The sequence below is a fragment of the Aquamicrobium sp. YD-1-mutant5 genome (assembly GCF_059509755.1).
In genome coordinates this window covers 1-10,375 of the sequence record NZ_JCAKKP010000033.1, presented here as the reverse complement: position 1 = coordinate 10,375, position 10,375 = coordinate 1, and the positions used below count along the sequence as shown (strand labels likewise).

Below are 10,375 nucleotides of genomic sequence, written 5' to 3'. Positions count from 1 at the left end.
TTTGAAGTCGTCCTTTGATTGGCGCTTCAGCTTGTCGGCAATGGCATTCAGAATCATGGCTACGCTCCGCTACATTGGGAGCGGCAATTTCTCCGCTGGTGGTCAACAGGCCGTTAACCAAGAAAATTTGCGACAGGCCCCGAGCGCCCCACAGGTATGGGCGTGACGCCGATCCTGAACCTGGACTAAGCGTCGTTGGCGGGAGCGCTTGGGTTGAAGCGCATCGGCTTGCAGTGCGCGTAAATGCTCTCGACCGCGAATGGGAGCGTACGCCAGGCGTCTTTAAGGATGGCCTTAGTCGGCTTGGGAAACGCCGTCGAGATTATTTCGATCAGATCGGGCTTTGTGCATTGAATGAGGATGCCCATGATTGGTTCGCCGGTCTGCTTTTGAGCGAACAGCGGTGCCCAATCTTCTAGGTTCAGGCTAATGGCGCCGAAGAACCCGTCGGCCCAGTCGCCCGCAAGCACTTCGCCCTCGTCAGTCCGCATTAACATCGGCGCATAGCGGCCGGGCGCCGTCAGTTGGTGGGCTATGAGGTTGTAATGATCGACGATCGTATCGATCACCGCCTGGATCTTGTTTCCGATGAGCGCTTTTTTCTCGTGATCGCCGATGACATGGAACATCCAATCATTGGGCAGCAGGAAGACCGGGCCAGCCGCCAAACCGGTCAGGAAGCCATTCATCATCGAGACGCCGCCACAAGGCGGCACCGGCTCAGCCTTGTTGAACCAGGCTTCCAGCTGCTCGAGGGTCAGAAGTTTCGCACGCCTGGGTCGTTTCACGCTGCTACCGCCATATTCACTTCGGCATGTTCTTGTTTCCAATGCCAAGGCAGGCAACGCTCCAAGGAGGTCGACTTTATCTCGCCCGACACGATGCGTTCAAGCACGTCGTTGAGCCACGTATAGGGATCGAGGCCGTTCAACTTTGCTGTGGTCAGCAAAGAACCCAAAATGGCCCACGTCTCGGCGCCGCCGTCACTGCCGGCGAACAGACTGTTGACGCGCCCAAGCGCAATACTTCTCATATTACGCTCGACGGTATTGGAATCGACCTCAAGCCTGCCGTCATCCAGGAATAGGGTTAGGCCAGACCAGAGCCCCAGAGTGTACTTGATGGCGGATGCGACCGGGTCTTTGGCGGATATATTCTTGAGCGTATCCATCAGCAACGTTTTGAGATCAGCCATCAGGCCTTTGATTTGCGCCTGACGGACCGACAGGCGATGCTCGGCGCTCGTGCCGCGGATTCTGGCTTCAATCGCATAGATCTCGGCCAGGCGCTCGATCACCGTTTTGGCCAGCTCGGATTTGTACTTCTTGTAGACATCCACAAACTTGCGACGCGCGTGAGCCAGACAATAGGCGAGTTCAATCGTTCCGGCTTTACGACCGGGCCGGGTCAAACTCTTATAAGCTTTATACGCATCGACTTGCAGGAGCCCGTTGTAGCTGGCCAGTTGCGACTGGATTTCCGCCTTGCCTCGACCTTGGGCAAAGACATAGGCAACCGCAGGATACGCGGGACCGTTCCATGGTCGATCGTCTACCGCATGCGCCCAGAATTGACAGACCTTGGCTCGTTTCCGGCCTTTTTTCAGGACAGGCATGCGGGTCTCGTCCACAAACACACGGTTATGGCTGTGAATGTAAGCCAAGAGCTTGTCGTAGAGCGTTTTCAGCCACCAGGCTGACCGTTTCACCCAACCGCAAAGCGTCGATGTGTCCAAACGGACGCCCTGTCCTTTCAGCATCTGGACCTGGCGGTTGAGTGGCAGGTACCAGGCATATCGCCATACGACCACATTGCTGATCATCGCCGTCGTCGCCAAGCCGCCCTCGAACAAACGCGGTTTCGCTTTGGCTTGAACAATGCCGGTTTCACAAGTCCGGCAGGCATACTTCGGTCGTACGGTGCGCAGAACATAAAGCGTGGCCGGCCGTGACGCGAGGGCCTCGCTTTCTTCTTCACCAATGCGATGGAGCCGCCCCTGGCAGCAGGCACATTCCAAGGATGATGGCTCAATCACCTCAACGACGCGTTCAAGATGTTCAGGGAGGGCACCGAGGTTACGGCGAGGTTGAGATTTGGAGCTTGCTTGGCGCGGCGCCTGAGCCGGCTTTGGCTCATCGTTGGCCGCACCCACCGCAACGTCAAGCTCCGCGTCCCCCAGATCGAGACGGATCTGCCCTTCAAGAACCGTAATGGACTTTTCGGACTTCTGCCCAAAAGGCTGCGCGTTGGCCGCCTTCAACATGCCCTTCAGACGCTCGATTTCAGCGTCTCTTTCCAGGACCATGCAGACCAGAATGTCCGGGTCCCGAGGCAAGTGTTGGCCACGGTTGAGCATCACCAAGCACTACCGCACAACAGCTAAAATGTCCATGGATTACAATAAGATCACGCTACTTTTGTAGGGCGCTTCACGGGCTTCTGCTCGACCTTTGTCCAGTCTAGACCATCTAATAAAAGCGCCATCTCGCTTGCGCTGAGATGAACAGCCCCATCACGAACGGCAGGCCAGGTAAAGTGACGATCTTCCAAAACCTTGGTCAACAACACCATGCCACTGCCATCCCAAGCCACCATCTTTAAACGATCGTTGCGCTTGCTGCGGAAGATATACACGTCGCCCGAATAAGGGTTCGCGCCAAGCGCGGTCGACACCAGCGCCGCCAGACCGTTTATGCCTTTCCTAAAATCGACCGGCTTGGAAGCAATCAGGATCCGTAAATCCGATCGAAGCGTGATCAAGCCGAACCCCGTATCGCGCTGAACACCGTCCGTAACGTACGCTCATCAACGCCGCCGTCGATAATGACACAAGCACCGTTCATCTCAACGCGAACGGTCAGCGTCTTCCCGAGAGATGGTTCAGGCTGTTCGTCGCCAACCTTCACGATCGGTACGAAACGCATCTCCTCCGCATCCGATAAGCTCTCGCGGGCGCAGCGCCGCCAGTAGTGCAACAGGCCTTGGCTGACGCCGTATTGACGCGCGACCGCAGAGATATTGGCGCCGGGCACAAAACTCGCCGCAGTGATCCTTGCCTTGTCCTCCGGGCTCCATCGACGGCGCCGATCTCCGCCAATGATAACCTCGACACGACGCGGACCCGATCGAGCCCGCTCCGCAGCGCCTTGCGCATAGTCCTGATGACTGTCATCAGCACTATGCGATACAGCCTTCTCCTCGCCGTCGAATGGCCCCAGATCCATCATTCCCACCTCTCAATCTCGAAGGATGGGATTATGCGCGAACTGAAATTCAATAAAATGTGGGGCGCTCGCAATGCTTACTGTTGACATGTACGAGCTCCCTGTCTTACTAATAACAAACTGGACGTACGTACAGTTAGTATATTCTGTCTCTTAGGGTCTTAGCGTTGTTGGGGAGGACATCGCAATGAAATTGATTTCTGATACAGTTGCGCCACGCTGCGAGCGTCGCAACGGGCTGGTCGTCGAATGGGATGTCCCAATTGCCATGCGGGATGGATCTGTACTCTACTGCGACGTATACCGCCCCGAAACGGAGGGCCGTTACCCGGTTTTGATGTCCCATGGTCCCTATGCCAAGGGTCTTTCCTTTGCCGAGGGCTATCCCGCGCAATGGGCCATGTTGACCCGTCATCATCCCGAAATCACGCGCGGAACCACCACCGAATTTGCGAACTGGGAGACGGCGGATCCGGAAAGGTGGGTGCCGTTCGGATATGTCTGCGTGCGGGTGGATTCCCGCGGGTCGGGCATGTCGCCGGGCTATGTCGATCCCTTTTCAGCGCAAGAAACGCAGGACTATTACGATTGCATCGAATGGGCGGCGGAACAGTCATGGAGCACCGGCAAGATCGGCTTGGCGGGGGTCTCCTACTACGCGATGAACCAGTGGCAGGTCGCGGGCCTGAAGCCACCGCATCTGGCTGCGATCTGCCCGTTTGAGGGGGCATCCGACTATTATCGTGATGCGGTGCGCCACGGTGGCATCATGTCCACCTTCTTTGTCCGCTGGTATCCGATGCAGGTCACCAACGCACAGTTCGGGCTGGGTAGCAGGGGCCGGAAGAACCCGGTAACGGGGCGCTCCATCGCGGGCAATGTCGACCTTTCGGATGACGAGCGCGCGTCCAATCGCACTGACATCCGAGCGGACTATCTGGCACATCAATTGATTACCGATCAGTTCTTCCAGGATCGCATCGCCAAGCTGGAGGAGATCGAAGTGCCTGTGCTGTCTTGCGGCAACTGGGGAGGGCAGGGTCTGCACCTGCGCGGCAATGTTGAGGGATTTGTCCGCGCCGGGTCCGATAGGAAATGGCTGGAACTACATGGGCTGGAACACTGGACCGAGTTCTATACCGACTATGGTGTCAGGCTGCAGAAGCAATTTTTCGATCATTTTTTGAAAGGCGCGGACAATGGATGGGATCGCCGTCCGCCGGTACTGCTTCAGGTACGCCACCTCGATAGGTTCGTCGAGCGCGAGGAGCATGAATGGCCGCTGGCCAGGACTGAATGGACGAAGTTCTATCTAAACTCCCGCGACATGTCCCTGTCGACCACCCCCCCGGCCGCGACCCAGGAGGTGCCGTTCCGAGCGAATGACGAGGTTCTGACCTTCCGCAGCGTTCCGTTGGAACGCGAAACCGAAATCACCGGCCCAATGATGGCACATTTGGTGGCTGCTTCAACCACGACCGACGCCGATCTCTTCCTGACACTCCGGGTGTTCGATCCTTCGGGAAAAGAGGTTCTGTTCGTCGGCGCCGTGGACCCGAACGCACCCGTTTCGCTGGGCTGGCTCAGGGCGTCACATCGCAAACTGGATCCTCACCGCTGCGAACCTTACCGGCCGGTACATGCTCATGACGAGCTCCAGCCCCTGGAGCCCGGAGAATTCTATGACCTGGATGTCGAAATCTGGCCCTCTTCCGTCGTGGTGCCCAAGGGCTATGTGATCGCGCTCAGCATCGGCGGGAGAGACTACGATAACGGCCTGCCGGAACCGATGCCCCAGATCTACGGTGTCTCGCAACGCGGCTGTTCGGTCTACCTGCATGATGACGATAGGGACCGGCCGGACGGGACCTTTAACGGAACCACCACGATACGCACGGGGGATGCCTATGTGATGTTGCCGGTGATTCCAGCGAAATAGCCGGAGCCGGCGATGTCGCAACAGGACCAATGGGCCCTCCGGGAAGGTGGTCGCGCAGCCTACTCCTTCTCTCGGCTCGAAGTCCGGCCGCCGACATACAGCCATCTGGGGAGGAACCATGCGACGTATCATCGACCTTTCAATTCCGATCGACGCGACCACGCCGGCTGATCCGCCGTTTCAGGTGCCGGTGATCGACTATGTCGACCATGACCGCGGCGCCCAGATGCTATGCGCCCAGTTCCCCGGTCTGGCGAGGGATCAGTTGCCGGAGGGAAAGGGCTGGGCTGTAGAGACTGTGACGCTCAGCACCCACAACGGTACGCATCTGGACGCACCTTGGCACTACCATCCGACGATGAACCATGGCGACCGGGCGTGGACCATCGATGAAGTGCCGCTGGACTGGTGCTACCAGCCGGGCGTGAAACTGGACTTCCGGCATTTCCCGGATGGCTATATCGTGACCCCCAAGGACATCGATACCGAGCTAGCGCGGATCGGCTGCACATTGGCGCCTTGCAGATCGTTCTGGTGAACACCGCCGCCGGGGCAGCCTTCGGCAGGCCAGACTATATCGACCGGGGCTGCGGCATCGGGCGCGATGCGACCCTGTATCTGTTGAAAATGGGGGTCTGCCTGACCGGGACCGATGGGTGGAGCTGGGATGCCCCGTTTTCCGCGACGGCGAAGCGATACGCCGATATCGGCGATGCCTCGATCATCTGGGAAGGCCACAAGGCTGGCCGCGAACGGGCCTACTGCCATCTCGAAAAACTCACCAATCTCGATGCGCTCCCCGCCATCGGATTTGACGTCATCTGCTTTCCGGTCAAGGTCGCACGCGGCTCTGCCGGCTGGACCCGGGCGGTAGCGATCCTTCCTTGACCCTTGCAAATTCAGGAGACCGTCATGGCCCGATCCAAGACCATCATCACCTGCGCCATCACAGGGGCGATTCACACGCCGACCATGTCGGACGCCTTGCCCTATACGCCTGATGACATTGCGACACAGGCCATTGAAGCCGCCGAGGCCGGCGCCGCGATCCTGCATCTTCACGCGCGTAGGCGCGAGGATGGCGGTGTGACCATCGACCCCGCACGGTTCCGCGCCTTTCTGCCACAGATCCGGCAGTCGACCCAAGCGGTCGTCAACATTTCCACCGGTGGCAGCCTTCAGCATACGATTGAGGAACGGATTCTACCCGCGCTGACCTTCTCACCCGAGATGTGTTCGATGAACATGGGTTCTATGAATTTCTCCTTCCATCCGCTGGCGAAACGGTACCAGAGTTGGAAATTCGGATGGGAGAAGGACTATGTTACCGGCTCCGACGGTTTCATCTTTCGCAATACCTTCGCGGATATCGGCAGTGCCGCGCGCCCGCTGGCACCGCATGATGTTCGTTTCGAACACGAGTGCTACGATGTCGGCCATCTCTACAATCTGAAGTTCTGCATAGAGCAGGGCCTGTTCAAGGCGCCGGTCTTCATCCAGTTCGTTCTTGGAATCCTCGGCGGGATCGGTGCCGATCTCGAGAATCTGCTCTTCATGAAGAAGACAGCGGACAAGCTTTTCGGCGATAGCTATCGGTGGTCGGTGCTCGCCGCCGGCGCGGCACAGATACCTCTTGCCACAGCGGCGGCGCAATTGGGAGGCCATGTTCGTGTGGGCCTTGAGGACTCCCTCTTCATCAGTCGAGGTAAACTCGCCGAAAGTAATGCGCAGCAGGTGCGCAAGGTGCGTCAATGTCTTGAAGATCTGGATTATGAAATCGCAACGCCTCAGGAAGCGCGCGAAATCCTAGGACTGAAAGGCGCAGAACATACCAGATTAGCATGATGCCAATTACCTGGGCATCAAAGGTAGATGATCCCAAAAAAAGTCCATTGGCAATGCAGTTCAAGTCGTCTGGAGCGGAGGAGGCAAAAGCGCATCGTTTATGGAATCGCGGATTGTTGAGGGCTTTGTCCACCGAGCGTGGAAGGGAGCCGCGGCCTCCGCCCGACAATCGGCGGTATTGGAATGGCATACTGCATATTCTTCGCGTCAACTGACCGGTAACTAGGGTGGCGACGCCCTCAGAGACAGAGAACGCTTAACCGTGAGCGACTAGTAGCTGGGACGGCTAAAGATGTCAGTGGCGGCGCGCGGGTCACAATGAATCAAGCAATCCCATATCCAGCGAGTTCCATAAGATAGATTATGCAACTTTAGATTGCCGTTTAGATTCATCTACTCGTAATGGGATCGTATGATCTGTTCCACCTGACGATCTACAAGGAATTTCGAATGCGACACTGGCTGGACAAGCTGACCGACCTCGCCGCCATTCCTGGCGACGAAAGCGTTTTGAAGGACGCGCTGGCAACCTTTACCGAACACATCGGTTTTGCAGGCTATGCCTATCTGAACATCCAGCCAGGGCGTTCGCTCGCAATCTCGAACTATCGTCGTGAGTTTCAGTCCGACTATTTCGCGCGAGGCTACCTTGCGATCGACCCCGTCATTCGACGTGCCAAGTCCCTGAAACAAGCTTTCACCTGGAGCGCTAAGCAGGACACCCCGCGGCTAACGAAAGCGGAACGCTCGTTTTTTGCGCATGCAGCCGATTTCGGGATTCGCTCCGGCATCACGGTGCCCATCAAGGCCGCACACGGTTCCATGGCGATGTTCACGCTTGCCTCGGAAAAGCCGGCAGTCGACCTGGACCGCGAGATCGACCCAGTCGAGGCTGCATCCGCGGTCGCGCAGCTTCATGCCCGAATCAATCTCGCTGATCCGACCCCGAGCGTCGAAGAGCCGATTGGTCTCGATCCCAAAGGCGCCGCCTATCTGAGCTGGATCGCTGTCGGCAAAACGATGGAGGAAGCGGCGGACCTCGAGGGCGTCAAGTACAATAGCGTGCGCGTCAAGATCGCCGAAACAAAGAAACGTTTCGACGTGCACACGCTGACCCACCTGACCGCCGTCGCCATTCGCCGAAAGCTGATCTGAGCCTCAGTTCACCGACACTTTTGGGATATAGCCGAGGATGGTGACCAGCGTGTTCACCACATACATCTGCGCGTGCATCTCCGTGCAGGCCTGGATGTAAGTGAGGTGCTGCGCGCCGCCCGCCTCCTTACCGGATTTGTAGGTGTCGGGCAGAGCCTGGAACAGCCGATCTGCATTGCCGACCAGACGCCGATGGGTCCGGATAGCATCCACCGTCAAACTCTCCAGGTCAGCCTTGGGCAGACCTTGCGTCAGCCCGTACACGGGACGCATTTCGAGTTTATCTTCCGATGTCGGCGCGTCCGATGTCATTCGATCCGGTCTCCGGCTTGTCCGCGGTGCGCCCCCCGCAAACGTTAATCCCTGATCCCAAGCCGGGGGTTGGAAACTGTACCTGGACAGTCCTGCGACCTTTAGTACCGGAGCACCTGGACATACGTCACAGGCCCCCGGCCAATCGGTCAGAGGATTCTGGTGCTGCAACGGCCAGCACCAACCGCCAGATAGAGGTTTCCACACCTCGGGGCAGCGCGTACTGCCCTATCCGCCCTTATAGAGGGCGGACGCTGAATTCGCCAGTGCAAACATGCACATGATCAAGTAGGTCGTTCGAGGAATGTCGCGAGCGTCAGGGTCTGTCCGCACCAATTCCAGAAAGATCAACACGGATACCGGCCTTGTTCGGATCGTCGCTCCGGACTCCGTCCGTGACAGGATCGCTCACGTCCACCGCAGCAGGATCTGCTGACTGCTCGATAGCGTCGCTTGCAGGCTCCTCCTGACCAGGTTGAGGTATCTCCAACGCACCAGGATCCGGTGCCCGAAACACCGCCGTTCCCTCGAAATACCCCGTCTGCCAGGCGATGATCGCATCGTCGAGAACCACGGGAAGAGCCTCACTCCCGGTGGGATTGCCGTACCATTTGGTAACGATACGATAGACCTTGACGAAGAGCGCTGTGCCCATGCGGATATTTTCGCAAGGATCGATCAGATCGGCCCTCAGTTCACCGGCCTCCATGATGCCGAGACCGGCCGGGTACTGCGTGATGCCGACTCGAACGACATTGCGGCCGAGATTCTGACGGATCAGCTCCATTGCCTCGTCCGGCGTTCCCGGCTTCGGCACCAGAACAACGCGGTTTCCGGACCTTACTGTAACGGCGAGCGGATCCTGCGACCCCGCCCGCTCAATGAACTGTTCGACAATCGCGGGCTTTAAGCCCGGATCGGCGCATTGTTTGATGAGGGCGGCATCGACCATCTGATTGTCTCCGTTATGTGTTGAAGGCCATGACGACGGGCAGGTCGAAGAGCTTCGCCCAGGCGGCAACGCTCGCCTTCTGAATAGCAACGATCGACGTGCCTTCGGTCCACCAGCCGTTACCCGTGGCGACGATGACGTCAGGGGAATGCAACATCGACTGCAGCACCGGCCAGAGGATGAGTTGTTCGTAGCAGATGAGCGGCGCGATCCTCGTTGTCCCAACCACCACAACCGGGTTCGCGAACAGGTGCGCTCTTGCGCCGCCGCCCTGCCCTGTCCAATGCAACCATGGCTGCCACATGGAAACCGGAACCGGCATGCGCTCCTTGTAGAGGATGCCAGCGGCGCCGGAACCAACCGCCACCATGACGTTATCGTAGCCATGCGCATCGATGACGGCAGCGCCGGCGACGACCGTGACGTCGAGCCCGTTCAGTCCCTCCCGCCAAAGGCGAGCGACCGTCGGCGTCCAGAAACCGAGCGCGCTTTCGGGAAGGACGACGACGCGGCTTCCCTCACCTGCCGCCTTGCGCACCGTGGCGATGAGGTCACGGTGATGCTCGAGCGACCCATCGCGACCGAGCATGTGACCGTACTCAAGATCGACGCCCCTCCATCCTTCCGGGGGCGTCGGCCCTGTCCAAGTGGCAGTGGACCAAAGCCATAAGCCAGCGAGGCCAAGGACAGCTGCCGGCCGATATCTCATCACCATGACGAGCAGGCCGGCTGCAGTTGCGAGCAATCCCCACCATCCCCATCCGGGAAACAACACGCCGGCTGCGGTCAGCGGATTCGCCCATCCGGTATGCCGAAGGGCGGCAGCCCCGTCAGCACCGCCGCCGCCAGATAACGCACTGCCCTCGCCCTTCCCGGATGCCTTGTCCAGAGCGCCGCATGCACGGCGACGAAGGAGAGTGAGGCCGCTAGCCAAAGCAGAAGGCCGGG

At 58.7% G+C, this 10,375-nt stretch carries 9 protein-coding genes and 2 pseudogenes; 4 read left to right on the top strand and 7 right to left on the bottom strand.

Annotated elements, in window-relative coordinates; genetic code table 11:
* Window positions 1-185 precede the first annotated feature (185 nt).
* Genes AC5XE7_RS20345 through tnpA form a run of 4 tightly spaced genes read right to left on the bottom strand, consistent with a single transcriptional unit; the run spans window position 186 to window position 3,227 of the window.
* Window positions 186-788, bottom strand: coding sequence for a YecA/YgfB family protein (locus AC5XE7_RS20345; protein WP_272809221.1), 603 nt, complete (start codon window positions 786-788; stop codon window positions 186-188).
* Window positions 785-2,356 carry an IS66 family transposase gene (gene tnpC / locus AC5XE7_RS20340; protein ID WP_272809239.1) on the bottom strand — a complete coding sequence of 524 codons (1,572 nt, stop codon included), beginning with the start codon at window positions 2,354-2,356 and terminating at the stop codon, window positions 785-787. Before tnpC ends, AC5XE7_RS20345 begins: the two co-directional genes overlap by 4 nt.
* Before the next feature lie 50 nt (window positions 2,357-2,406).
* Window positions 2,407-2,760 (bottom strand): IS66 family insertion sequence element accessory protein TnpB, encoded by a 354-nt coding sequence (gene tnpB / locus AC5XE7_RS20335; protein WP_272809220.1) that lies wholly within the window; start codon window positions 2,758-2,760, stop codon window positions 2,407-2,409.
* The gene (gene tnpA / locus AC5XE7_RS20330; protein WP_272809219.1) at window positions 2,757-3,227 is read right to left on the bottom strand and encodes an IS66-like element accessory protein TnpA; all 471 of its coding nucleotides are present in this window, start codon (window positions 3,225-3,227) and stop codon (window positions 2,757-2,759) included. Before tnpA ends, tnpB begins: the two co-directional genes overlap by 4 nt.
* A 184-nt stretch (window positions 3,228-3,411) precedes the next feature.
* On the opposite strand from tnpA, the gene AC5XE7_RS20325 reads away from it, so the two are divergent.
* From AC5XE7_RS20325 to traR, 4 genes and pseudogenes are all read left to right on the top strand, one after another.
* The gene (locus AC5XE7_RS20325; RefSeq protein WP_272809218.1) at window positions 3,412-5,163 is read left to right on the top strand and encodes a CocE/NonD family hydrolase; all 1,752 of its coding nucleotides are present in this window, start codon (window positions 3,412-3,414) and stop codon (window positions 5,161-5,163) included.
* Window positions 5,164-5,281: 118 nt separating this feature from the next.
* A pseudogene (locus AC5XE7_RS20320) lies at window positions 5,282-6,051 on the top strand (cyclase family protein).
* Between the two features lie 24 nt (window positions 6,052-6,075).
* Entirely contained in the window at window positions 6,076-7,008 is a 933-nt protein-coding gene (gene kce / locus AC5XE7_RS20315; protein ID WP_272791945.1) for a 3,5-dioxohexanoate:acetyl-CoA acetone transferase, read from the top strand.
* A gap of 450 nt (window positions 7,009-7,458) precedes the next feature.
* Window positions 7,459-8,163, top strand: a complete 705-nt coding sequence (gene traR / locus AC5XE7_RS20310; protein WP_272791946.1) for an autoinducer-binding transcriptional regulator TraR — start codon at window positions 7,459-7,461, stop codon at window positions 8,161-8,163.
* Window positions 8,164-8,166: 3 nt separating this feature from the next.
* Here the strand turns inward: traR and AC5XE7_RS20305 are convergent, their stop codons facing one another.
* From AC5XE7_RS20305 to AC5XE7_RS20295, 3 genes and pseudogenes are all read right to left on the bottom strand, one after another.
* On the bottom strand, window positions 8,167-8,475 hold the full coding sequence (locus AC5XE7_RS20305; RefSeq protein ID WP_272791947.1) for a transcriptional repressor TraM: 309 nt from the start codon (window positions 8,473-8,475) through the stop codon (window positions 8,167-8,169).
* Between the two features lie 316 nt (window positions 8,476-8,791).
* Window positions 8,792-9,427, bottom strand: a complete 636-nt coding sequence (locus tag AC5XE7_RS20300) for a TraH family protein (RefSeq protein WP_272809217.1) — start codon at window positions 9,425-9,427, stop codon at window positions 8,792-8,794.
* 13 nt (window positions 9,428-9,440) lie between these two features.
* A pseudogene (locus AC5XE7_RS20295) lies at window positions 9,441-10,375 on the bottom strand (conjugal transfer protein TraB); the annotation flags it as partial.